This window comes from Paraburkholderia sp. SIMBA_030, from assembly GCF_046535245.1.
In the GTDB taxonomy this organism is placed as follows: domain Bacteria; phylum Pseudomonadota; class Gammaproteobacteria; order Burkholderiales; family Burkholderiaceae; genus Paraburkholderia.
Genome location: NZ_JAWRXB010000007.1, coordinates 200100 through 224481 on the forward strand (window position 1 = coordinate 200100; position 24382 = coordinate 224481).

Genomic DNA, 24382 nt, shown 5'->3' on the forward strand with positions numbered 1-24382 from the left:
GTCAATGGAGTGTTGGGTGGATCAAGCATTTCCCGAAGCGACTGTATGTGTGCTGGCGCACAAAAAAGCGTAGTTAATTCCAATATAAAATTCGCGAAATGTAAATTCATTCATATGTGGAATTGATTTTTTAATTCTTTGAAAAATAGGTGGTTGATAGTCGTTCCGAAAATAACTGGCCGGGCCATGCCGATGCGCCAAATTGTCTGCGCTTTCGGTCATGGCGGTTAAATGCTTGATTCGGCATGACTATGATGCACCGCACAGAGCCTGCCGTTGTGCCGGTCGCTCAAGGTGAAAAGTAGATTCGTTTTCTGATGAGAGGATAACTATGACCTGTGCGAGTCTCGAGTCAGCAATGCTGCGCTGGGTGCACGCGCCGAACAAGGGTATGCGTCGCGTCGCGATATTGATGTTTAACGAATGCTCGCTGCTGGGCGCCGGCGTGGTGGCCGAAGTGTTCCAGGCCGCAAACGAACTTGCCTCGTCCAGTTCGGGCGGATGGCTGTACGACGTTTCCTTCCTGTCGCCCGACGGCGGCATGGTGACCTGTTCCTCCGCATTACGCGTCTGGACCGACGGGCTCGACGCCCGGCACTACGGCGGCTTCGATGCGTTGTACGTCGCCGGCGGCAAGGGCGCGACCGCTGCCGCTTCCGACGAACGGCTGATCGCGTGGCTGCGGCGCGTGCGCCGCAACACGGGCATGGTTCGTCCAATCGGCGAAGGACGCTCGCTGCTCGAGGCCGCGTCGCTCGCCGACAGTAAGGAATCCGGCGATATGCGCCAACAACCCATTCCATCACTCCCGAGCGAACCGAATGGCGACACGGGCGACCGGCTCGAGTCGATGAGAAGCGCGCTCGCGATGGTCAAGCGCGATCTTGGCGGGACAGCTGCCCGCACCGTTGCAGAACATCTGCTCGCCGACTCATGCGCGAATCTTGCGCCGCTGCTCGGCGAAGACGGCGGCTTGAGCCCCGGCGACAAAGTCCGCGCGGCGGCTCGCTGGCTGCAAGAGAATTGCCAGCAGGCTATTTCGATCGCCGACGCGGCCCAGTTCGCCGCGATGAGCGAGCGCAACTTCTTGCGCCGCTTCAAGATGGAAATGGGCATCACGCCTTCGAGTTTCCTGTTGCACGAACGCCTTGCGGTGACCTGCAGTCTGTTGACCGAATCGGAATTGCCGGTCGACAAGATTGCCCGTCGCACTGGCATGGGCAACGGCGACCGGCTTGCGAAGGTGTTCCGCAAACGTATGAGAATTTCTCCCACGGAATTCCGGATTCAGAGCCGTCGCATGGTGGGCGAGTAGCGCACGCGATGCTCGTTAGCGGGTCGCGCCCATCGCGCGGTGCTTCGGTAAATATTTCCGCGGAATCATGGGATTGTAAGGAATGCGAATATGTTGACAAATGAGACGGTAAACGCGGCATCGGTTGGCCCGGATGCTGCTTGCGCCGGGACAACCTGGGTGCGTTGCACGCGGATTGTGCCGGTCATTCTTGCGGGTGGTTCGGGCACGCGGCTGTGGCCGGTGTCGCGCGAAAACTATCCGAAACAACTGATCGACGTGGTCGGCTCCGACTCGCTGTTGCAGGCGACCGCGCGGCGCATGGACGGTTTTCCCGCGGGCTGGAAGGTGGATGCTGCGCCGATCATCGTCTGCGGCGAGGAGCACCGGTTTGTGATCGCCGAGCAGCTTCATGAAAACGGCGTCGATGCGCGTCTGATTGTCGAGCCTGCGCGACGCGATACGGCGCCGGCGTTGACGCTCGCCGCGTCGCTCGCATGTGCGGACGGAGACGATGCCATCCTCATCGTGATGCCGGCCGACCATTCGATTGCCGATGTGCCCGCATTGCAAAGCGCACTCGAAAGCGCCGCCAGGCACGCGGAACAGGGCGCGATTGCCACGTTGGGCGTGCCGCCGACTCATCCCGATACAGGCTTCGGCTATATCCGCATTGGCGCCGGGCTGCCTGACGGCAGCTATGCGATCGACGGTTTCGTCGAAAAGCCGGCGGAGGAAATTGCGGCGCAGTATGTGGCGGCCGGCACCTATTGGTGGAACAGCGGCATTTTCATCGTGCGGGCGCGGGTCTGGCTCGATACCTTGAAACGTCTGCAACCCGACATGCACGCCGCGTGCGAGCGCGCATTCGCAAACGGCCATGCCGAAGGCGCGTATTTCCGTCCGCTGGTGGAGGCTTTTCTGAGCGCGCCTGCGAACTCGATCGACTACGCGGTGATGGAGCGCCTGGGTGCCGCAGACGCAGACAAAGACACAGACAAAGACACAGACGCAGACGCAGACGCAGATACGACATCTGGCACTAACCCTGCTGGAGTTGTCGTGCGGCTCGATGCGGGCTGGTCGGACCTGGGTTCCTGGGACGCGGTCTGGGCCGCGATGGAAAAGGACTCGTGCGGTAACGCCGGCCGCGGCCGCGTGACTTTCGAAGGTGCGGTGTCGAGTTACGCCCATTCGGAAGGGCGGCTGGTCGCCTGCGTCGGCACCAGCAACGTCGTGGTGGTCGAAACAGCCGACGCCGTGCTCGTGGTCGATCGCGCCCATGTGCAGGACGTGAAGGGGCTGGTGGCGCGCATCAAGGCGCAGCACGCGCCCGAGGCCGATGCGCATCGCAAGGTGCGCCGCCCGTGGGGTTACTACGATTCCATCGACCGGGGCGAGCGCTTCCAGGTCAAGCGCATTGTCGTCACGCCGGGCGCCCAGCTTTCATTGCAGCTGCATCACCATCGGGCCGAACACTGGGTCGTGGTGCGCGGCACGGCGCTCGTCACACGCGGCGACGAGCAGTTTCTGCTGAGTGAAAACGAATCGACCTTCATTCCGCTCGGCACGCGTCACCGGCTCGAGAACCCGGGGAAAGTACCGCTCGAAATCATTGAAATCCAGTCAGGCACCTATCTGGGTGAAGACGACATTGTGAGGTTCAACGACAGCTACGGCCGCTGCTCCTAACAGCGGGCCGGGAATCATCTGCGGAAAAGAATGGTAAGAACGAGGTAAGCAAAATGGGCAAGTTTCAGGATTTGCTCGCGCGAGTGTTCGATGTCGCGCTAGTGCTCGCGGGAGCAGCGGTAGCGTCTCAGATCCGTTTCGATTACCTCGCCCAATCCGGGTTCTATTGGGCGCTGGTGATGTTCTCCGCCGCGTTTGCGCTGGCCACCTTTCCGGTGTTCGGCGTCTACGAATCATGGCGCGGCCGTTCGAAGCTGGCGCTGGCCGGCCAGGTTTCGCTTGCGTGGCTGATGGTGCAATGCAGTGCGCTGGTGCTGATGTACTCGCTGCATCGCAGCGACTTCGTATCGAGACTGTGGTTCTCCTACTGGACCGCGGTGACCGGCGGCCTGTTGATCGCCTACCGGTTGATCACGCATGCGGTGCTGGCACGCGCACGCAGGGCCGGCTTGAACCTGCATCAGGTTGCGATCGTCGGCAGCGGCTCCCAATGCGACGCGATCATTCGGCGGATCGAGTCGGCGCCCGGCACGGGTTTTCGCGCCACCGCCGTCTACAACACGCACCCTGAAGTGTCTGCCGTCACCAGCGCGCGCGCGCCGGTGTTCGATTCGGTGGACGCGCTGGCCGGCTACATCCGAACCAACGACGTGCACGAGCTTTGGCTCATGTTGTCGCTCGCCGAAGAGCCGCTGATCTGCAAGCTGATTAGCGAGTTTCGCGACGATCTGGTGAACATCCGCTTCATGCCGGACGTGCGCAGCATTGCGTTGTTCGACGGCAGCGGCGTCATCGATCTGCTCGGTGTGCCGGCGATCAACCTCGTCGCCTCGCCGCTGTCCGCCAGTTCGATGCTGAAGAAGGAAATCTTCGACCGCCTGTTCGCGTCGGCCGCGTTGATCGGCCTCGCGCCGATCCTGCTCGCGATCGCGATCGCGGTAAAGCTTTCGTCGCGTGGCCCTGTCCTGTTCAAACAGAAGCGCAAAGGCGCGGACGGGCGCGTATTCACGATCTACAAGTTTCGCTCGATGCGTTTGCATACCGAGGAAAAAGGCACCCTCAGCCAGGCGACGCGCAACGATCCGCGCGTCACGAAAATCGGTGCATTTCTGCGCCGCACGAGCCTCGACGAACTGCCGCAGTTTTTCAACGTGCTGCGTGGCGACATGTCGGTCGTCGGACCGCGTCCCCATGCGCTCGAGCACGACGACCTCTATCAGAAGGTGGTCGCCGGCTACATCAATCGCTATCGAATCAAGCCAGGTATTACCGGCTGGGCGCAGATCAACGGCTTTCGTGGCGAAACCGACCGCATCGAGAAAATGGAGCGTCGCGTCGAGCACGACCTGTACTACCTGGGACATTGGTCGTTCGCACTCGACATGCGGATCATCGGCGTGACGATCGTCGCGGGACTGATGCATCGAAACGCTTACTAAGTGGTTAACAAGCACAAGGGTCGCTGCCTCCCCGAGGACAGCGACCTGGCGCAAGGAGGAAACATCATGAGTTCGCTTGAGTTACGTACAGGAAGCGTTCTGGTCTGCGCAATTGCAGCCCTGCTGTCCGCGTGCTCGCTGGCACCGGGCCAGCGAATGATTACGCCCGCCGCGCTGCAGGATACGGGCGGGGATTTCAGCACGGAGGCGGCGCAGCAGGTGCAGATACCGATTACCGATATCAACCTCGCGCTGCTGCGCAAGATGCATGCTGCGACGACGTCCGCGGCACTGACGCCGCAGACGGTCGCTTTGTTCGGCAAACCGACGGCTTACAGGGTCGGTCCGGGCGATGTGCTGCAGATCGTCGTGTGGGATCACCCGGAACTTGCGGCGGCGCTCGGACAACCCGCGGCGAATCAGAAACTGTCAGATGCGGCACCCGGCTTTCTGATCGATGAAAGCGGCAACGTGCAGTTTCCGTATGCAGGCACCGTGCACGTCGCCGGGCAAGACGTCGCGACGATCCAGCGCGAACTGCATAGCCGCCTGAGCAAGGTGTATCAGAAGCCCGAGATTACGGTACGGGTCGCGTCGTTCCGTATGGCGCAGATCTATGTCGACGGCGAAGTGCGCACGCCCGGCGCGCAGTCTCTCAACGACATTCCGATGTCGCTGACCAGCGCGATCAACCTGAGCGGCGGCTTCAGCGCCAACGCGGACCGCAGCCGCGTGGAGTTGGTCCGCAACGGCGCTACCTATCCGCTCAACGTCGACGATCTGATCAAACGCGGCCGCAATCCGTCGGAAATCTACCTGCAACCCGGCGACCTGGTGCGCGTGTCTTCGCGCGAAGACAGCGGCGTGTATGTGATGGGCGAGGTCAACAAGCCGGCGACCATCCTGCCGATGCGTAACGGTTCGCTGACGCTTTCGCAGGCGATCTCGGATAGCGGCAGCTTCGATTCGAACACGGCCCAGACGAGGCAGTTGTTCGTGATCCGCAATTCGATGAGCGAGCAGCCGCAGGTCTATCACCTCGATGCGACTTCGCCCGTGTCGATGCTGCTCGCCAACCAGTTCGAGCTCCAGCCGAAGGACGTGGTGTACGTCGGCCAAGGTTCGCTCGTTCGCTTCAACCGTGTGCTGAACCTGCTGCTGCCGGCGATCAATGCGGCGGTGACGGGGGCTGTGCTCGCGAAATAAAGCGATCTGTCGAGATCTTGAACCGCCGGGCTTTGCTGGGTGATGAAAATGGCAATCAACTTCGAAAACCGCTACACCGACGTGTCCGTGCAGGAGGAGCTCCATCTGTCGGACTATCTGCGTACGATCGTGCGTGGCTGGCGCACGATCGTGATGGCGATGCTGATCGCGCTGGCGCTGGGGTGCGCCTACGCGTTTCTGGCGCCGCCGACTTTCCGCGCGGATGTGCTGTTCCATGTCGAGGACAAGACGGGTAATAACAACGCCAATGGCAAGGATTCTCTGCCGCCGCTCACCGGCATGTTCGACACCAAGCCATCGACGGCGGCGGAGATCGAGTTGCTGAAGTCGCGTCTCGTCACCGAGGAAACCGTCAGGGCGCTGCACCTCGACATCACGGCGACGCCGCGCTATCTGCCGTTTATCGGCGGGATGATCGCCGGGCTGGTGAATGGGCAATGGGGCTTCAAGTTGCCGCCTTTCATCAACCTGTCCGGTTACGCATGGGGCAGCGAGCGTATTTCGGTGTCCCGCTTCGACACCGCGAAGGAGCTTTACGACACGACCTTCACGCTGGTCAAAGGCAATGACGGCTCGTATGTGCTGCGCGACAGGAACGGCATCGCCATTCTCTCCGGCCATGTCGGCGAGACCGTGCAGACCGATACCGCGGATGGGCCGATTGCGCTGCGTGTCGACGCGCTGGTCGGGCCTGCCGGTTCACGTTTCGAATTGCAGCGTGCCTCGACGCTGAGTACCGTCGACCGGCTGCAGAAGGCGCTCGTGGTCGCCGAAACCACGCTTCAGTCCGGCGTGATTCGCGCCAGCCTCGAAGGCGGCGACAGCGCGTTGACCGCGAATATCGTCAACAGCATGGCGCGCGAGTTCATCCGCCAGGATGTCGAAAGCCGCTCGACTGAAGCTCAGCACATGCTGGCGTTCCTCGATCAGCAACTGCCGGGCTTGCGCAAGGAACTCGACGACGCCGAGCAGCGCTATAACAAGTTCCGCAATACGCACGGCACAGTCGATCTCGGTGAAGAAAGCCGGCTGCTCCTTCAGCAGATCGTCGACAACAAGACCAAGCTGCTCGACCTGCAGCAGCAGCGGGCGGAGATGTCGACGCGCTTCACGGCGAGTCACCCGGCGGTGGCGGCGCTCGACGCACAGATCGCCGCATTGCAGGGCGCGCAGAACAACATGAACCGCAGCGTGGCCGTGATGCCCGATACCGAACAGACCGCCTTGCGGCTGTTGCGCGACGTGCACGTCGACACGGAGCTCTATACCAATCTGCTCAACAGCGCGCAGCAACTTCGGGTGGCGAAAGCCGGCCAGGTCGGCAGCGTGCGCGTGGTGGATTTCGCCGAGGCGCCTGACGAGCCGGTGCGTCCGAAGCGTGTGCTGGCGATCGTGATCGCGCTCGGCGGCGGCTTGCTGATCGGCATCATGCTGACCTTCTTCAAGCGGGCGATGTATGGCGGCGTGGAGCGTCCGGACGAAATCGAGGCCGTGCTCGGCGTGCCGGTGTTCGCCGTCGTGCCGAGAAGCCAGCATCAGCTGCGGTTGCAGGAAAACGTCATGCTGCGCCGCCGCGGGCTTCACGTGCTGGCCGAGCAGGCGCCGCAAGACATCGCGGTGGAAGGCGTGCGCAATCTGCGGACCTCGTTGCAGCTGTCGCTCGATCATGCCGAGAACAACGTCGTGATGATCACGGGTTCGCGCCCGGATACCGGCAAGTCGTTTTTGTCGGTGAATCTTTCGGCGCTGGTTGCGTCCGCGAACAAGCGCGTGCTGATCATCGACGGCGACATGCGGCGCGGCGACGTCCATTCGCATTTCGGCATCGCACACCAGCCAGGGCTCTCGGACGTACTGAGCGGCGGCGATCTGCATTCCATGATCCAGCGCGAAGTGCTGCCGGGCCTCGACGTGCTGGCCAAGGGCACGCTGCCCGCGCATCCGTCCGAACTGCTGATGAGCAAACGCTTCGAGACGATGCTCGACGACTTGAAGTCGAGGTACGACCTCATCATCGTCGACACGCCGCCGGTGCTGGCGGTGACCGACTCGACGGTGATCGGCAAATACGCGGGCACGGCGCTGCTGGTGGTGCGCTACGGGCGCCATCCGTTGAACGAGATATCCGAGACCGCCAAGCGGCTGTTCAATGGCGGCGTGTCGCTCAAGGGCGTGTTGCTCACCGATGTGCCGCAGGAAGGGGCGTTCCTCGGCTCGGGCTATCACGGCGGCTACTACGGATACGACAGCATCGCCGGTTGATGCCGGTTGATGCGGCGGCCCGCGCCCAACACCATTATTCGACCGCGCTGCGGCACTGGGGTAACAATGTTCACCGAGGAGAAGGCTCCATGAAACGCAAGGTCGCGCTGATCACCGGCATCACTGGACAGGACGGGTCGTACCTGGCTGAGCTGCTGCTCGCCAAGAACTACGACGTGCACGGCATCAAACGCAGATCATCGCTGTTCAACACAGACCGTATCGATCATCTTTACCGCGATCCCCACGATCCGGAGCAGCGGCTCTTTCTGCATCACGCCGACCTGACCGACTCGACGAGCATCCTGCGAGTGATCCAGCGCGTCGAGCCCGACGAAATCTACAACCTTGCGGCACAGAGCCACGTGGCGGTGTCGTTCGAGGAGCCCGAATATACGGCCAACGCGGACGGCCTCGGGACCTTGCGCATTCTCGAAGCGATCAGGATTCTGGGGCTTCAGCACAAGACTCGCTTCTATCAGGCCTCGACATCGGAGTTGTACGGTCTCGTGCAGCAGATTCCGCAGTCGGAGACGACGCCGTTCTATCCGCGCAGCCCGTACGCGGTCGCCAAGCTGTTTGCCTACTGGACGACCGTCAATTACCGCGAGGCCTATGGGCTCTATGCGTGCAACGGGATTCTGTTCAACCACGAGTCGCCGGTGCGCGGCGAGACCTTCGTGACGCGCAAGATCACGCGCGCCGTGGCGCGTATCGCCGTGGGCATGCAGAAGACGCTGTACCTCGGCAATCTGTCGGCGCTGCGCGATTGGGGCCACGCGCGCGATTATGTCGAGATGCAATGGCGCATGCTCCAACAGGAGCAGCCCGAGGACTACGTGATCGCCACCGGCGTGCAGTACAGCGTGCGCGAGTTCGTTCAGCATGCCGCCGCTGAATTGGGCGCGACGGTGCGTTTCGAAGGCACCGGTGTCGATGAAGTCGGCATTGTCGAGAAGGTCGAAGGACGCGAAATCAGGATGTCGCCGGGCGACGTGATCGTGCGCGTCGATCCGCGCTACTTCAGGCCGGCGGAAGTCGAAACGCTGCTCGGCGATCCGTCGAAGGCGCACGCGCGTCTCGGCTGGCGGCCGACCACGCCGTTCGGCGCGCTCGTCAGGGAAATGGTGCGCGCGGATTATCAGATCGCGAGACGTGACGCGCTCGTCACGCTGGCCGGATTCACGGCGCTGGAACATCACGAGTGATTATGATGAACAAAACTGCACGCATCTTCGTCGCAGGCCACCGTGGCATGGTCGGCTCCGCACTGGTCCGGCGCTTGGGCGCCGACGGCTATCGCAACATCGTCACGCGTTCCAGGGCGGAACTCGATCTCACGGATCAGGCTGCCGTGAATCGCTTCTTCGAGGAAGAACAGATCGACGTCGTGCTGCTCGCGGCCGCGCGAGTGGGCGGCATTCTCGCCAATGCGACGAAGCCGGGCGAGTTCATCTACGAAAACCTCGTGATCGAAACCAACGTGATCCATGCCGCGTATCGCGCCCATGTCGAGCGGCTGGTGTTTTTCGGCTCGTCGTGCATTTATCCGAAGCAGTGCCCGCAGCCGATTCGCGAAGAGTATCTGTTGACCTCGGCGCTCGAGCCGACCAACGACGCCTACGCGATTGCGAAGATCGCCGGCCTCAAGCTGTGCGACGCCTACAACCGCGAATACAACACCCAGTTCGTCGCGTTGATGCCGACCAATCTGTACGGTCCGAACGACAACTACGATCTGAACAGCAGCCACGTGCTGCCGGCGCTGCTGCGCAAGGCGCACGAGGCGAAGACAAGCGGCGCCGCCACCTTGACGGTGTGGGGTTCGGGCACGCCGCGCCGCGAGTTTCTGCACGTCGACGATCTGGCGGCAGCGACGCTGTTCGTCCTCGAGCACAACGTGACCGAGGGCCTGCTCAACGTCGGCGTCGGCGATGATCTGTCGATTCGCGAACTGGCGGAATGCATCTGCCGCGTGGTCGGCTTCGAGGGCGAACTCGTATTCGATGCATCCAAGCCTGACGGCACGCCGCGCAAGCTGCTCGACGTATCGCGGCTGGCGCGGATGGACTGGCGCGCGACGATCGGCCTCGAGGAGGGCATCGCGGCCACCTATCGGGATTTCGTTGCATCGCACGCCGGTTCGACGCCCGCCGCCGCGCTGCACGCATAGGCGCGAACGACGAGCCGTAGAACGCTGTTCCGGGTCTTCAGGAATGCTTGGGGCTCTTCGCGCGGACAGTTCGCGCAACGGGCACAAAGACGATTTTTCGAGGAGTGGCATAAAAATGACAGCGTCAGTCACGATCTTTCACAACGTCGTATGGTCGCGCCACAAAGGTGTTGTTTTCTCTGCCTTGCACAACATTTCGGCATCTGGCGCGATTCGCTACTCGATGGTGCAGATCGCGGATACGGAACACGACCGGGTCGGCTTTTCGGATGTCGACTACTCGTACCATCGCTATCCGATGCACAAGCTGTTCGACGGTTGCTATGAAGACGTGCCGACGCTGAAGATGATCGCGCGGCTCACATGGGAAGTGCTGCGCACCAGGGCGGATCTGATCATTCTGCCGGGCTATCACCGTCCGGAGTACTGGGCGATGCTTGCGGCGTGCATCGTGACCGGCAAGCGGCGCGCGGTGTTCGTCGATTCGACCGCACGCGACCGGCCAAAGCGGCTCCTCACGTCGATCCCGAAACGGGTGTTCTTCTCCCTCTGCGACGGCTACTTCGGTTTCGGCGAGCGCAGCCGCGATTATCTGCTGTCGCTCGGCGCCAAGCGCGACAAGATTTTCGTGCCGTGTCAGGCCGCCGCGATGCCCGGATCGTTCTCGCCGGAACGCGCGCTGGTCGAACGGGTCGCGAGCCGTGCCGGCAATCCGCCGGTGTTCTTATACGTTGGCCGTCTCTCCGAGGAGAAGGGCATCGGCACGCTGATCGAGGCCTTTGCCGGATTGCAGCGGCGTATTCCGGCCGCGAAATTACGCATTGTCGGCACCGGGCCGATGACCGACGTCCTTCACACGAAGGTCGCCGAACTCGCGCTCGGCGATGCCGTGACTTTCGCCGGCAGTCTGCAGGATGAGCCGCTGACGCACGAGTACTACGGCGCGACCTGTCTGGTGCTGCCGAGCTATAGCGAGCCGTGGGGGCTGGTCGTCAACGAGGCGCTCGCGCATGGCTGTCCGGCCGTCGTCAGCGAGAGTTGCGGCTGCGTTCCGGAACTGGTGATCGACGGCGTGAGCGGCTATGCGTTCACCGCCGGCGACGTCGCGGCATTGCAGCGCACGATGCTCAAGGCGATGGAAGCGTTTGCCGACGCCGGCGGAACCGCGCATCGCTGCATGGATGTGATTCGCCGGTTCGATCCGCCTTCTGCCGCGGCCAACATCGCGCGCGGCTGCGCGCTGATGTTGAGCGACTGACACGCGGCCCGGCCGGTTGGGTCCGCAAAGCTATAACACGTTCTGGCTGCCACTATGAAGATCCTGATCTACGGCCTCAACTACGCGCCTGAACTGACGGGGGTCGGCAAGTACACGGCGGAAATGGCTGTGCTTCTGGCTGCCGGAGGACACGAGGTTCGCGTGGTGTGCGCGCCGCCGTATTACCCGGAATGGCGTGTTGCGGACGGCTATTCGTCCTGGCGGTTTCACCGCGAGACGCGTGACGGCGTGACCGTCTGGCGTGCGCCGCTTTGGGTGCCGTCGCGGCCCGGCGGCATGAAGCGGATGGTTCATCTGGCGAGCTTTGCGATGACGTCGGTGCCGCTGCTCGCCCGGCAGGCGCTGTGGCGTCCCGATGCGGTCGTGCTGATTGCGCCGACCCTGATGTGCGCGCCCGGCGCACTGACGCTGGCACGCGTCGCGAACGCCAGTGCGTGGCTGCATATTCAGGACTACGAGGTTGACGCGGCATTCGATCTCGGCCTGTTGAAGAGCTCGCGCGCGGCCCGTTTTGCACACTGGATCGAAACTGCGTTGCTGCGGCGCTTCGATGCGGTCTCGTCGATTTCCCGCCAGATGACCGCGCGTGCGCTGACCAAGGGCGTGGACCCGTCGCGGATCGTGAGCCTGCCCAATTGGGTCGACGCTTCGACCATTTTTCCGCTCGCGCGCGCGAGCGAATATCGGCGCCTGCTGCACATTCCGGACGGACAGAAAGTGGTTCTGTACTCGGGCAACATGGGCGCCAAGCAGGGCATCGAGACGCTCGCCGATGCGGCCGAGGCGCTGGCCGGACGCACTGACGTCACGTTCGTTTTCTGTGGCAGCGGAGCGGCGAAACAGAGTTTGCTGGAGCGCTGCGCGGCATTGACGAACTGCATTTTCATTCCGTTGCAACCGGCGGAGCGTTTGAACGAATTGCTCAACCTTGCCGACATCCACGTTTTGCCGCAGCGCTGCGATGCAGCGGATCTGGTGATGCCGTCCAAGCTCACCGGCATGTTCGCCAGCGGACGGGCTGTCGTGGCGATGGCGCGTCGGGAAACCGGCCTGTTCGATGAGGTCTCGCCACGTGGCGTGGTGGTGCCGCCCAACGATGTGCGCTCACTTGCCGAGGCGATCGGCGCGCTGGCTAGCGATCCGGAACGTCGTGCCGCGCTGGGCCGTGCCGCACGCGCTTACGCCGAGCGCGCGCTATCGCCGCAGGCGTCGATTCGTACGTTCGAGGAGCGGCTCGCGACGCTGGTTCGCGCGGCCGGCGGCGCGCGGCGCGCAGCAAAAGCCGTGGCGACGCAATTCGTCCCGGAGTCTTCGACTGCGACCGTGGCGGCGAGGCGCAGCGAGCCGGCGGCAGCTACGACGGAGAAAGCCGCGCCGGATTAATCCGGCACGCGGCGCTTTTATGAATGCGACATCACCATGGGGAACGGTAAACGCCGTGGTTGCCCGTGCCTGTGAGGTTGTACGGGTCAGCGTAAGTGGCTTTCGCCGCTGCTGCGGGCATCAAGGCGTCGTTCGCAGTCGGGCGCGGCTGGCCGGCGACGCGTGCATTGCCGTTGGCGGCGGCCGGCGCCTTGAAGCGCTGACCCTTGCCCCGCGGCGGCAGGGCGCCCGGAGCCCGGCCGGTCATGCTCATGCGTTGCTCGTCGAGCAAGGCTGCCTGCTGGGCGTCGACGGTATTGCGCTGCGGTGCATCGGCGGTGCCGTATTCCTGCGGGGCGCCGAGCAGCTTCTCTTCACTCGCACGATGAGCCGCCCGGCCGTTTTTTGGCGCGACGGTGTTCGTGCCGCCGCCGTAGCCCGGAGCCGTAGCGGCAGTTGCAGCCGGTGCAGCTGGCGCGGGAGCGGCCGTTTGTGCGAGAGCCGGCACAGCGGCGCACCATGCGATGGCGACCAGCAGCGAGGTAGCGGTATGACCAAGCGGGATGTTCATCGTTTTCCCCAGGCAAATGCGGTCACGATAAGCCTATCGTGCGCCAACCAGCACGCATGTAGCCGCCAAAACGCTTCCCTGTACGGCCATACAGCAAAGTGCCGCGGGAAGCCGCAACATAATGGCACCACGCGCGGTACGAATGGGTATGTTTACTACCGCTCGTGGCCAGGAGAAAGCTGATGGGCAACGTTGCCGACGATCCGCAGATCGGCCGCATGCCGGATGCGCCGGATGCACCCGATGCACCCAATGCGCCCGCCGTGAGCGGCACGCGTGAGAATGACCGCGTCATCGATCTGAGTCTCGCTGGAAAGGGCAACTACCGCGCGAAGCGCGGCGCCCTGATCGAACTCATCTGGTTTGTCGTTGAAGCCTGTGTGATCAACAACAAACTGCTGCCTTTTTCATTCATCCGCGTTGCGCTGTTGCGCCTGTTCGGAGCGAAGATCGGTACAGGTTGCCGCTTCGTGCATCCGCTGCGCGTGAAGGCGCCCTGGAATCTCGAGGTGGGCGACAACTGCTGGTTCGGCGTCGATGTCTGGATCTACAACCAGGCAATGATCCGCATCGGCTCGAACGTCTGCATTTCCCAAGGTGCGTTTCTGAGCGCCGGATCTCACGACATGAGCACCACCATGGATCTGCGCGTCGCGCCCATCGTCATCGAGGACGGTGTCTGGATTACGTCGAAGTGTGTTGTGCAAATGGGCGTGACGATCGGCCGTTCGGCCGTGGTGACGCCTTTGTCCGTCGTGCATCGCTCGCTCGAACCGGAGGGCGTGTATGGCGGCAATCCGTGCCGCTTCATCAGGAATCGCTTCGATTCCGTGGCTTAAAGCACAGATAGAGAACCGCGGCGTCGATACGCTGAGGTGGCCCAGGTCGTTTACTGCATGAAGCAGGATGGGGAGCAGGGATGTTTATCGATACTCGCAATGTCGAACAAAACACGGTCATCGAGACGGCAGTCTGCATCATTGGCGGCGGAGTCGCCGGCATCACGCTCGCGCGCGAGATGTCGAGGGCGGGGATCGACACCTGCGTGCTCGAAAGCGGCGGCTTCGGCCCCGACGACGAAACCCGCGACCTCTATCGCGGCGAGAACATCGGGCTTCCCTATTCGTTTGCGGATGGTTCCCGTAGCCGCTACTTCGGCGGCAGCAGCAATTGCTGGGGCGGATGGTGCCGCCCGCTGGATCCGTGGGACTTCGAGAAGCGGGATTGGATACCGCACAGCGGCTGGCCGTTCGGCCTCGACGAACTGGCGCCATATTACGCGCGCACCCATGAGTTGCTGATGCTCGGTCCGCAGAATTTCGACCCCGCTTATTGGGAGCGCGAGATCGGGCGCCACGACGTGCGCCGCATTCCGCTCGCGACGGGCGATATGCGCGATACGGTGGCCCAGTTCAGCCCGCCTGTGCGCTTCGGCAAGCTGTATCGCGACGAGTTGTCCCGGTCGTCGCACGTGCGCATATTCCTGTACGCGAACGTCCTGAACATCGACGCCAACGCCCAGGCGTCGGCCGTTTCGCGGGTTCAGGTGGCGACGTTCAGCGGTCGCAGGATGTCGGTGGTGAGCAGGATTTTCGTGCTGGCGACCGGCGGCATCGAAAACGCGCGCATGCTGCTCGCGTCGAACAATGTCGAGGCCGCCGGCCTTGGCAATCGCAACGATCTGGTGGGCCGCTTCTTCATGGATCATCCGCGGATGATGTGTGGGAAAGTGCGTTTCCGCCCTGGGTTCGCGCGCAACAAGCTGTACGACATCAAGTATCACTACCAGAATGCCGCGGTCTCCGCGCACGGTACGAAGATCTCCTCGCAGTTCGCGCCGAAGCAGGAGTTGATGGAGCGCGAGAAATTGCTCAATTCGCGCGTGTGGCTCTATTCGCGCTTTTACGGCGAAGGCAGTAAAGGGTCCGAGGCGCTGATCCACTGCAAGGAAGCGCTGCTGTCCAAGGACCAGCCGGGCCGCAGCCTGAAGGCCGATCTCATCACGATGGCGTCGCATCCGCTCGACACTATCGGATACGGCTTGACGCGGCTGTATCAGTGGCCGGCGCTGGTCACCGGCGTGACTCTGCAGGCCATCGTCGAAGCGGAGCCCAACCGTGACAGCCGCGTCACCTTGTCCGATCAACGCGACCGGCTCGACATGCCGCGCGTCAAAGTGGCATGGCGGCTCGGCGATCAGGTTCAGCGCACGTTCGACAGAACCTTCGCGTTGCTTGCGCAGGAATTGCAGATGGCCGGGATCGCGGACGTCGAACTCGACGCGCCGCTCGAAGGCCGGCCATGGCCCGGGAAGCTGGAGGGCACGTGGCACCACATGGGAACGACGCGCATGCATGATTCGCCACGCGAAGGCGTGGTCGACCGCGATTGCAAGGTGCACGGGATCGGCAATCTTTATGTGGCCGGCAGCTCGGTCTTTCCGACGGTCGGTGCCAACTTTCCGACCATAACGATTGCCGCGCTTTCGCTGCGTCTGGCCGGGCATCTGATCCGGCAACTCGATGTGCCGGACATCGTGGGCGGCACCCGAACCGACGCTGCCAACACGATGACGATTCAGACTCAGGCGCAAATCGACGGCCTGCCGATCGCAGCTTCTACGTTGACGCCGTTGATGAAGGAACAGTAGCCCGAAAGGCGCAATGGCCCAGCCGGCGACAGGGTGCAACGAGCATCCCGTCACTGGCTCTGCTGAGCCGTTTCTCGCAGCGCGGTGAGCGTGGGTTCGCGCACGTCGGCGCTGCCTTGGGTTTCAAGCAGAGCCGTCAACGCGCCGACCATGGTTTCGATCCGGAAGCGCGCATCGAAGGTGCGGCGCGCCTGCGTGCGCATGTTCGCGCGGGCCGCGTCGTCGAGTTCGTACCAGCGCACCAGATTCTGTTCGGTGCCCTCGACGGTGTCGGCGGCAACCAGCCCCGCGCCATCCGCTTCGATCTCGCGCCAGACGTTGACCTTATCGGAGATCAGCGCCGGCAGTCCGCAGCCGAGCGCTTCGGCGACCGCTACGCCGAAGTTTTCCTGGTGCGACGGCAGAACGAACACGTCGCTTGCGTGAAACGCGCCCCACTTGAGATCGCCTTGCAGCATGCCCGGCAGGCTGACGCGGTGCGCGACGCCGGCCGCTTGTGCCTGCGCGCGCAGATGCACGACCCAGCCGGTCTCGTCCGGTCCCGCGACGACGAGGTGCAAGGCCGGATCGCGTCCCGCGATGCGCGCGAACGCATCGATCAGCAGATCGCAGCCTTTCTTGGCATGCACGCGTCCGAGAAACAGCACGATGCGTTTGCCGCGCAAGCCCGGCACGGCTTGCAGGAATGCTTCGCGTACCGACTCGGCATCGAGCGGCGGCACGGTCGTGCCGAACGGCACAATCCGTTCTTTGGCCCGATATAGCCAGAAAGATTGCCGGGCGCGCGTGCGCTCTTCTTCCGTCGTGAAGATGACGGCGCGTGCGTCGCGCAGCACACGATATTCGGCCCATGGCCAATACAACCACTTCTTGAGGTGCTTGAGCGGGTACGCCTGTTTGAACCACGGATCGAGCATGCCGTGAACGTACACGTAGTACGGCACCTCGCTTCTTCTGAGTGTCTTACACGCGGCGAGGCCATGGTATTGCCACAGGCCATGGACGATGACCGCATCGAAGCGGCGCGCGTTGGCATCGAGCCATGGCGCGAGCCGTGCGCTGTAACTGTAGCGGCTGGAGACAGGACCAAACGCATGGACCGGAAACGGCAAGGCCGCGAGGTACGCGTCGCCTGGCGCGTCGCAGGTGGCCACTTCGATATGGTGTCCGGCTTCCTGCATCGCCATGCCGCTGCGGCGCACGCCTTCCACGGGGCCGCCGGCGCGTGGATCGACACTTGCGAGCAGGTGGAGAATTTTCATCGGACGGGACTCGATCGGTTGACGCTGCGCGTCGACGATGTACCGGACGCGAGCGGTCCGAAGCGGCCAGACCCGGTCGCGGTGCCGGCCGGGCGTGAGAGACCGAGGGTCGTGGCGAGGTCAGAGCGGCCCATGCCGGGCTGGATCCGGCCCGGCAACTCCGGCAGGGTGGTCGCCAGGCGCACACGTGGCGGCGTGCGAACGCGCTTCGGCCGGATCGGAAGTGCGCGTTGCAGCCGCGCATGCGTGGCGATCATCAGGCCAAGCGCGATGCCGAACACCAGTCCTGAGAAACGCGGCCCGAGCGGATTGCCGCCGATCGACGTAGCCGGCAGTGCCGCAAACAGCATGATGGCTCGCCCGAGTACGGGAAGCATCGGCGCGCCTGGCGCGACGGCACGCCAGTGACGGTAGGAGAGAAAACATATCGCCAGCGCGATCAGCATGGCAACAGGCATGCCGACGCCGAACAGCAGCCCGCCCGCGAATAACTGGTACACCCAGAAATTATGGCCGGCGGCCCAGTCCCGGATCGCATAGAAGTCCTTCTCGGTGATCTGGCCGGCGAGATCAGGCAGGTAGGCGGGGGAATAGCGGTAGTAGTGGCCGAAGCCTGCGCCGAATAACAGCGTTTCGGGCGACCCGGTCACCTGGTCGTACTGATCGCGCATTTCGGCGAGACGCGTGATCGTGGTCGGATCCTTGCCGGTGACGGTTTCCTCCGATGCGAAAAGACGCTGCGTCCAGTGCTGGGTGACGGTTGGAAAGCTCCATGCCGCCGCACCGGCCACGCCGGCGATCACCGCGCATGCGATCAGGCCGCGCGCGATCGCGCGCCAGATTTGCTGGATCGTTGGCGCGCACAGTCCCATGGCGATCAGGAACAGCAACGCCGTGCCGACCAGCAAGCTGCGTGTGACGCTCAGCAATTCGACGATCACGCTGAAGGCGAACACAGCGACAGTAAAAAAGGAAAAGCGCCTGGCGACGACGAATTCGTGCAGCAGCACGCCCTGCAGTCCCAATAGCGTGACGGAGATGATCCGGTAACGGACTTCCTCGAGACCGCCTGCCGTCGCGATGCCATAGACGCAGGTGAAAACGAGGCTGATCGTGTTGGCGACGAACAGGGCTTTCTCGAACCGCGAGAGTCTGTATTCGCTCCATGGATGGCAGGCCACGAGGTAGCCCAGCAGGAACAGCAGAAACGGCAGCAATACCCGCAGGTAGTTGCCGGTGTCGTTGTCCTGCATCAACTGGGTAACGACGCTGCCGGCCACGCACAGCGTCACGCTCGCGGTGACGAACCCGCGCAGGCGTGAGCGGTCATGAAAGCGTGGCGCGATCAGCGCCAGCGCCAGCCCGGCGGCAAGCGCAGGGAGGACGAACACGAACTGGGCGAAATGGCCTGTGTTTGCGTCGGTCGCTTTGTAGTCCACCGCTAGCGGTAACAGAAAAATCCAGATCCACAGCGTCCCATACTGATGGCGCATTCTCATTGTTGATCCTCCCCGGCGCCGTCGGTCTATACCAGACGGTTTCGCGTCAGTTCATTGTGGGGGAATATCCTCGCTTGCCAATTACCCCTACCCGTTTCGTCGCCGATTGCCTGGGTTCTGGCGACTGAGGCAAGCCCGGCTGTTGCAAGATGTCGCAAACTGCGTTCCCGTTTTGTCGGGCAATACCTTGATGTTGGCGCGCACGCGTGCGTCGCGCCGCCGAAAATAGGGACACTGACCCGCAGATGGCGGCAGGGAGAAGAACATGAAACTATTCGGCGGGGCGGGACCTGCGAGAGCCGGCAGGGCAGTCGAGCTCGATTTCGTTCGCGGTATCGCGATTATCGCGGTAATGGGGTTTCACTTTCATACTGTTCATACCGACAATTTCCTACTCCAGATTATTGAATACCCGCTGAAAAATTTTGGACGTGAAGGCGTGAATCTGTTCTTCACGCTGAGCGGCTTTCTGGTGGGCGGCCTCCTGCTCAGGCAGTACGCCGAAAAAGGTCACGTCGACGCAAAGCGTTTTATCGTCCGGCGTATTTTCCGCATCTGGCCCGCGTATTACGTACTGATCGTTTTTCATCTACTAGCTGGCCGCCATCCGTGGAATACGTTTCTATTCCAGAACCTGACCCATCTTCAGAACTATCTGGGTACCTCGATTACCCAAACCTGGAGCCTCGCGGTCGAAGAACACTTTTACCTGGTGCTGCCGGCGCTGCTGTTGCTGTTCGCCCGCTGGCGTCTGGGCGTGTGGACCATCGTCGGCGTGCTTTCCGCTATCTGCGCGGTGGTGCTCACCGCGCGCTGTTTCGCCGTGGCGGGCGGCGACCTGCAAGGCGCCTTCGCGTACACGCAATACCGGATCGATAGCCTGCTGGTCGGCGTGATTCTGTCCGCCATCTACTGGATGAAGCCGGGCGTCTATCAGCAGTTCGCGAAGCGCAAATGGATGCTGATCGCGATCGTCGCGGTGCTGTGCGGATGGCTCGCGTTCGCGACGAAAAATCTGGCGCTGGACGAAAGCATCGGCTACACGATTCAGGCGCTCGGTTTCGCCGCCTTGCTCGTGCTGGTGCTCGAGCATTCCGGATCGCTGCGCTCGTCGATGGTATATCGCGCGGTTGCGTGGATCGGTCTCTATTCTTACGGCATTTACCTATGGCATTCGCTCGCGCTCGCGCCCGGCGACATGCTGATTCGCAAAGCAACCGCGCTCGGCCTGGCGCCGAGCCTGACGTGGATTGTCGCGCTGACCGCGCAGTTCGCGTTCGCCATTCTGATCGGTTATGTGACGACGCGCGCGATCGAGTTTCCGTTCCTGCTCATGCGCAACGCGCTCTTTCCGGAAAAGCGCAGCAGCGCGGTGCGCGAAGAGGCGCTTGCCGCCGACGACCCGCCGCCACAGCGTCAACGGCCTGTGCGGCCGGCGAATATTGAGGGCGCCAGTTCGACGATAGTCGAGCCTGCTGCCGCGGTGCTTGCCGCCGCCGGACGTGCTGCCGCAGGACCTGCTGCCGAGCCGGGAGCGGGCGGCGAACCGGTCGCCTGATATCTTGCAGGGTTGGGGTATGGGCTGGAAGATGAGCCGGCGGATCAGGCCATCTGCTGAAGCAAGGTCTGCTTGAACTGACCGAGCGTATGCCGGGACAGCAGATCTTCCCGGGCGGACGGGACGTCCTTGGGCGTATGCGGCCACGAGGTCGTGATCTCGGTGATGGCCTTGCCGATCGATGCCGAGCTCAGGTCGCTCAAGATCGGCCCCAGTTCACAGCGCCGGCTAAACCAGCCGATCAGCCCGTCTTCCGTCGCGATTACCGGCTTGCCGAAGCGGTACGCCTGCACGAGCACGCCGCTCATCCCGTAGTGTCCCTTGTAGCCCAGCCAGACCGCGTCGCAGGCGGAGAACAGGTCGCGCTCGACGTCGTTGGCGATGAACGAGTCGAGTATCAGCGGCGCGGGTGTCAGGCTGCGGACGTGGTTACGCATGAAATGGCGCGCGCCGGCGTCCTGCTCGCCGGCGACGATCAGCGTGGGCGCATTGTCCAGACGCGTCAACGCCTCCACGAGTTCGTAGATGCCTTTGCGCTCGGTAATGGCGCCGTACACCAGCAGATAGCGCTGCGCGGGGTCCAGTCCGAGCCGTTCGCGGGCGAGCACGGGGTTTTCCGCCCGCTCGTCCGGAAAGGGGTCTGCGACATAGGCGATGGCCGCGCTTGCCTTCGATGCGCTGTGCGCCGCCCATTCCGGCAGCGTGGGATCGATGGTGAGCAACGTGCGCAAGCCCTCCGTTCTGATCGCGCGTTTGAAGAGTTGCGCTTTGATCGCATTGACCAATGGACGATCCGGCGCCTTGATGCCGACCTTGTGATGATGAAAGGTCGAGCGCATCGTGATGCCGATCCACGGCGTCTGGCGGAATGGCGAGCCGAGAAACGGCAGCGCATAGAAGAAGTAATCGACGTACGGAACGACCACCAGCCTGATCGGCTGCGCGCGACCGACAATCTTGTGCACGTGCTTGAAATAGCGGTGAAATCGCCAGTATTCATTGGGGTCGCGCAGCAGGCCGCGAGGCCGCTCGTCGGGATCGACAAACGCGATTTCCATGTCAGCCCGGTTGGCGGCGACGATCTGTCTGGCAAGCCGGTGATCTTCGTTGGCGCATTCGGTCGCCAGGATGCACGGATATCCGGCTTCCGCACAGGCTTGCATGGTCCACTCGACATAACGCCAGCGATGGCCGGTTAGATTGGGCTCCACAATCAGGACGTAGTCTTGTTCCATCGCGTTGGTTGGCATGGGCGTTGTGGAAAAGGCACCGGGACTGCGAATTGCTCGCGTCGCCAGAACAGCAACGAACAGCAACATTAGCACTGCAGACGTGCGTGAACCCGTCAATTTGCTCCGTTTTGTGGGTAAATGTACTACAGCGCAATAGCTTCGGCTGAACTGGCCTAGCTGATGGCGGTTGTCGCCGATTCTCTCGCGGTAAGGTCGTGCATAGATTCCGATGAAAACGTCGCCAGCTCGCTGGCGCACCTCACTCATTATGCGCCGGCGGCATCACGCAGCGATTCGGTTGAGTCGTTGTGCAGCCGAGTCAGCGGCGTTCCGATTCGACGGAGAAATAGCTTGCGGGCGATCAGGCTTCCGGGGTTCTCGATAGCGGCCAGCTTCGGCGCGAGCGCGGCGACTTGGGTGCTATTGCAACAGTTCGCCGTGCGCGGACTGGTCGCGATCAAGTTTCTTGCGATTGGCCGCATGCTCGGACCCGCGGCGATCGGCAGCGTGAGCGTGGCATTGCTTGCAGTAGCAATAGCCGAGGCGCTGTCGGACACCGGCCTCGCGCAAGCGGTCATTCAAGGCGAACATGCGCCGACGCGTTCGCAACTCGGTGCGGTGTGGACGACCCTGACAGCGCGCGGAGTGCTGATCGCGTTGCTGTTGCTCGCGCTGGCGCCGTTGCTGGGCAGCCAGTTTCACCTCGACGGATCACTCGCGTTGCTGCAGCTTGCCGCGGCGCTGCCGTTGCTGCGGGGCCTCGCGTCGCCTGCCTATTTTGTCGTGCAGCGCGAGCGGCGTTTCCAGCATATCGCCGGCGTCGAGGTGGCGGCGGCATTCGTCGATTGTTCGGCTGGGCTTGGCCTCGCGTACTTCGGCGCCGGCGCGGCCTCGGTGCTGCTCGGTCTGGTCGCCGGCGAAACGCTGAAAAGCACGCTGACCTGGCTGACGATGACGCCACGCCCGCCAGTGCGCGCGGTGTGGTCGGGCATCGGTCAATACGTGGGCTTTAGCCGGTGGATCTGGGCAAGCAGTGTCATCAACCTGCTGCTGAATCAGTTCGACAAGGTGGTCGTCGGCAAGCTGCTCGGCCCGGCGCAACTGGGCAGCTATCAAATGTCGTCGAGGCTCGCGCAGATGCTGCTGGCCGACGCGGCGATCGCCATGTCGCAATACCTGTTCCCCACCTTTGCCGCGCATCATCGCAGGAACCCGCGTGCCGCGTCACGGCTGATCAAGATCTATCTGCTGGTGATTGGGGTGGGGCTGGCGGGATTCGTCGAAGTGCTGAGGCTGATCGCGCACCCGCTGTTCTCCCTGATTCTCGGCGCGGCGTGGTTGCCCGCGGTGCCGCTGTTCAGAATTCTGGTGATCAACATGGCGATCGGCGCATTGATTGCGGTGCTGGTCGCGTATCTGCGCGCGGTGGGTGATGCGAAGGCGACGGTGCATGCCTCGGCGATTCAGGTCGTCGTGCTGCTGGTCAGCGCGCCGCTTGCGACGCACTGGTGGGGCGTCACGGGCATCGCATGGTCGATGACGCTCGGGCTTGGCTGCGCCGCGGCATGGATGCTGTTTCGAACGCTGACTGCAAGGACTTCATGATGCGTGTCCTTCATCTGGTTCTGGCACCGCGCCTGTCTGGCGCCGAAGTGCTCGCAAAGGATCTCGCCATCGATCAACGCGCCGACGGCACGGCGGTGTGCGTGGCATCGCTGTTGCCGTCGCATGCAGAGTTCATGCCGCTGCAGGATGAACTCCAGGATCACGGCGTGCTGTGCTGGTTTCCGCGGCGGCGGCATCGCGCCCCCCGCAAGCTGTGGAATCTGTTCTTCGCGGTGCGCCGCTTCCGCCCGGATGTGATTTTCGCGCACGCCACGATTCCGTCGTTTTACGCACGCGCGCTGCCGCTACGCGTCCCAGTCGTCTATGTGATGCATTCGGCGGCCAACGACTTCGAGCGCCCACTGTTCCGGCGCGTCGAACACCTTCTCTCGGGACGCGCCCGGGCCGTGATCGGCGTGTCGCAGCAAGGCTTGACGGACTACGCGCAGGCAATCGGACCGCATCCGTCGATGAGCGTCGTGCCCAACGGCGTGGACCTCGCACGGTTCGCGTTCACCGACGGTGCGGGGTGTAACGGCCGCGCGCCGCAGATCGTGCAGATCGGCAGGTATGCGTCGGTGAAGAATCAGCTTCTGACTGTGAGTGCGTTCAGCGAAGTGCTCAAGCAGGTGAAAGACGCGCGCCTGACGTTATACGGTGTGGTCGAAGATCCCGGCTATCAGCGTGCGGTCATCGACCTGGTGGACCAGTTGGGACTCGCGGACTGTGCCCTGGTCGCCGGACCGCACACCGATGTGGCGACCGTGCTGTCGGAGTCGAGCGTCTTCGTCATGCCGTCGCGCTCCGAGGCGCACAGTGTGGCGTTTCTTGAAGCGCTGGCCTCAGGCATCCCGATCGTGGCCAGCAAGATTCCGTCGTTTGCATTCGCGAACGGATTTCCGTGCGTGCAGCTTGTCGAGACCGACGATGCAAAGCGCTACGCGGACGCCATTGTTCTCGCATTAGGACAGGCGCGGGCGCAACGCTCGCTCGCCGGTCTGACGCTCCGGGATACCGCTGCCCGCTACCGGGCGATTGCGCATCAAGTGTGTCCTGCTGTGCCGGCTCAGTAGTCTTGGTCGTTTGAGTTTGTGCGGCCGGTCGCGGTCCTCCCTGTCTGCGTATCGATCGGTCGAATCAAGACAAATTCGCACGATCTTAATGCGGGAGAAGCTCGGCTGAAGCTCGGCAAACGCGGCACCCTGTGCCCGGACCCATCCGTCTGCACAATGCCCGAGTTCCCCACAGTGACACGATCCGGCCCGCGCGGGCGCCGG

The 24382-nt window shown here is 63.0% G+C and carries 18 protein-coding genes; 14 read left to right on the forward strand and 4 right to left on the reverse strand.

Going from position 1 to position 24382, the window contains the following annotated elements:
* Positions 1-331: 331 nt before the first annotated feature.
* The 9 genes from SB772_RS14250 to SB772_RS14290 all read left to right on the forward strand — a co-directional run bounded on the left by SB772_RS14250 (position 332) and on the right by SB772_RS14290 (position 12749).
* Entirely contained in the window at positions 332-1315 is a 984-nt protein-coding gene (locus SB772_RS14250; protein ID WP_410833883.1) for a GlxA family transcriptional regulator, read from the forward strand.
* 90 nt (positions 1316-1405) lie between these two features.
* The gene (locus tag SB772_RS14255) at positions 1406-2986 is read left to right on the forward strand and encodes a sugar phosphate nucleotidyltransferase (RefSeq protein ID WP_410833884.1); all 1581 of its coding nucleotides are present in this window, start codon (positions 1406-1408) and stop codon (positions 2984-2986) included.
* Positions 2987-3039: 53 nt separating this feature from the next.
* Positions 3040-4425: an undecaprenyl-phosphate glucose phosphotransferase gene (locus SB772_RS14260; RefSeq protein WP_410833885.1), complete on the forward strand. Its 1386-nt coding sequence runs from the start codon at positions 3040-3042 to the stop codon at positions 4423-4425.
* 66 nt (positions 4426-4491) lie between these two features.
* Positions 4492-5631 carry a polysaccharide biosynthesis/export family protein gene (locus tag SB772_RS14265; protein ID WP_410833886.1) on the forward strand — a complete coding sequence of 380 codons (1140 nt, stop codon included), beginning with the start codon at positions 4492-4494 and terminating at the stop codon, positions 5629-5631.
* A gap of 48 nt (positions 5632-5679) precedes the next feature.
* Positions 5680-7914, forward strand: coding sequence for a polysaccharide biosynthesis tyrosine autokinase (locus tag SB772_RS14270; protein WP_410833887.1), 2235 nt, complete (start codon positions 5680-5682; stop codon positions 7912-7914).
* 89 nt (positions 7915-8003) lie between these two features.
* A complete protein-coding gene (gene gmd, locus SB772_RS14275) occupies positions 8004-9122 on the forward strand; it encodes a GDP-mannose 4,6-dehydratase (protein WP_410833888.1) in 1119 nt (372 codons plus the stop codon).
* A 5-nt stretch (positions 9123-9127) separates the two neighbouring features.
* On the forward strand, positions 9128-10087 hold the full coding sequence (locus SB772_RS14280) for a GDP-L-fucose synthase family protein (protein WP_410834008.1): 960 nt from the start codon (positions 9128-9130) through the stop codon (positions 10085-10087).
* 115 nt (positions 10088-10202) lie between these two features.
* Positions 10203-11345, forward strand: coding sequence for a glycosyltransferase family 4 protein (locus SB772_RS14285; RefSeq protein WP_410833889.1), 1143 nt, complete (start codon positions 10203-10205; stop codon positions 11343-11345).
* A 54-nt stretch (positions 11346-11399) separates the two neighbouring features.
* The gene (locus tag SB772_RS14290; protein ID WP_410833890.1) at positions 11400-12749 is read left to right on the forward strand and encodes a glycosyltransferase WbuB; all 1350 of its coding nucleotides are present in this window, start codon (positions 11400-11402) and stop codon (positions 12747-12749) included.
* 31 nt (positions 12750-12780) lie between these two features.
* Here SB772_RS14290 and SB772_RS14295 read toward each other — a convergent pair whose 3' ends face one another.
* Positions 12781-13299 carry a hypothetical protein gene (locus tag SB772_RS14295; protein WP_410833891.1) on the reverse strand — a complete coding sequence of 173 codons (519 nt, stop codon included), beginning with the start codon at positions 13297-13299 and terminating at the stop codon, positions 12781-12783.
* A 182-nt stretch (positions 13300-13481) separates the two neighbouring features.
* On the opposite strand from SB772_RS14295, the gene SB772_RS14300 reads away from it, so the two are divergent.
* Entirely contained in the window at positions 13482-14138 is a 657-nt protein-coding gene (locus tag SB772_RS14300) for a putative colanic acid biosynthesis acetyltransferase (protein ID WP_410833892.1), read from the forward strand.
* 80 nt (positions 14139-14218) lie between these two features.
* The gene (locus tag SB772_RS14305) at positions 14219-15949 is read left to right on the forward strand and encodes an FAD-dependent oxidoreductase (protein ID WP_410833893.1); all 1731 of its coding nucleotides are present in this window, start codon (positions 14219-14221) and stop codon (positions 15947-15949) included.
* A gap of 50 nt (positions 15950-15999) precedes the next feature.
* Here SB772_RS14305 and SB772_RS14310 read toward each other — a convergent pair whose 3' ends face one another.
* Positions 16000-17211 (reverse strand): glycosyltransferase, encoded by a 1212-nt coding sequence (locus SB772_RS14310; protein WP_410833894.1) that lies wholly within the window; start codon positions 17209-17211, stop codon positions 16000-16002.
* On the reverse strand, positions 17208-18704 hold the full coding sequence (locus SB772_RS14315; RefSeq protein WP_410834009.1) for a hypothetical protein: 1497 nt from the start codon (positions 18702-18704) through the stop codon (positions 17208-17210). The genes SB772_RS14310 and SB772_RS14315 overlap by 4 nt, the downstream gene beginning before the upstream one ends.
* Before the next feature lie 271 nt (positions 18705-18975).
* Here SB772_RS14315 and SB772_RS14320 point away from each other — a divergent pair, with 271 nt between their 5' ends.
* Positions 18976-20268 (forward strand): acyltransferase family protein, encoded by a 1293-nt coding sequence (locus tag SB772_RS14320; protein ID WP_410833895.1) that lies wholly within the window; start codon positions 18976-18978, stop codon positions 20266-20268.
* Positions 20269-20312: 44 nt separating this feature from the next.
* On the opposite strand, the gene SB772_RS14325 is transcribed toward SB772_RS14320, so the two are convergent.
* Positions 20313-21518, reverse strand: coding sequence for a glycosyltransferase (locus tag SB772_RS14325; protein ID WP_410833896.1), 1206 nt, complete (start codon positions 21516-21518; stop codon positions 20313-20315).
* Positions 21519-21851: 333 nt separating this feature from the next.
* Between SB772_RS14325 and SB772_RS14330 the strand changes: the two genes are divergently transcribed.
* Positions 21852-23105, forward strand: coding sequence for an oligosaccharide flippase family protein (locus tag SB772_RS14330; protein WP_410833897.1), 1254 nt, complete (start codon positions 21852-21854; stop codon positions 23103-23105).
* Entirely contained in the window at positions 23105-24178 is a 1074-nt protein-coding gene (locus SB772_RS14335; protein ID WP_410834010.1) for a glycosyltransferase, read from the forward strand. Before SB772_RS14330 ends, SB772_RS14335 begins: the two co-directional genes overlap by 1 nt.
* The last annotated feature ends 204 nt before the right edge of the window (positions 24179-24382 follow it).